The sequence below is a fragment of the Natrinema soli genome (assembly GCF_028618695.1).
This window is the reverse complement of record NZ_JAQIVI010000643.1, coordinates 1-628: the sequence shown is the minus strand read 5'-3', so window position 1 is coordinate 628 and position 628 is coordinate 1. Positions and strand designations below refer to the sequence as shown.

General features: G+C 68.8%; 1 protein-coding gene and 1 pseudogene. Both read left to right on the top strand.

The annotated features are described in order from the left end of the window. The coding region (locus PGX04_RS28985) for a DUF389 domain-containing protein (RefSeq protein WP_273741659.1) at positions 1-272 on the top strand (272 nt) is incomplete at its 5' end. Positions 273-300: 28 nt separating this feature from the next. Then, positions 301-628, top strand: a pseudogene (locus PGX04_RS28980) (hypothetical protein); the annotation flags it as partial.

Here is a 628-nt window from a genome sequence, read left to right as displayed (position 1 = left end):
CGGCCGCGATCATGCCCCCCATCGGCGTCGTCGGCGTCGGCGTTGCCTGGGGCGAACCGGCGGCCGTCCTCGGCTCGCTCGTCGTCGTGGCGGTCAACGTCATCGCGATCAACGTCGGCGCGATCGCGACCCTCTGGACCGTCGGCTTTCACCCCTCCGACCGCTCGCGCATCAGGACGACCAGGGGGGCCATCCTCCGCCGGATCCTCCTGTTGACCGCGTTGCTGCTGGTCGCTATTCGACTCCTCGAGGCCCTCTCGAACGGTCTCTGAGCCGTCCCGATACTCCCCTCGTTTCCACATGACTGACACTCCTTCACGATCCGCGTCCGACGACGGCGACCCGACACCCGTCGAGACCACCGGCGTCGACGACGGATCGAAATCCGCTGCGGACACCAGCACCGACACCCCGACAGACGCCGATCCGAAGCCCGACGAGAACGACGGTACCGGCGATCGCTCGACTCGTGGCGATCGCGGCGACGACGATGACCGGAACGACGGCGACGACCGCGGCAGCAGCGATGACCGGAACGGCGGCGGCGAGTCGTCGCTCGGCCTCTCCCTCGTCAGTTACGCGCTTCGACTGACGGTCGCCGCGCTCACGGTCGGCGCTCGACTCCTGT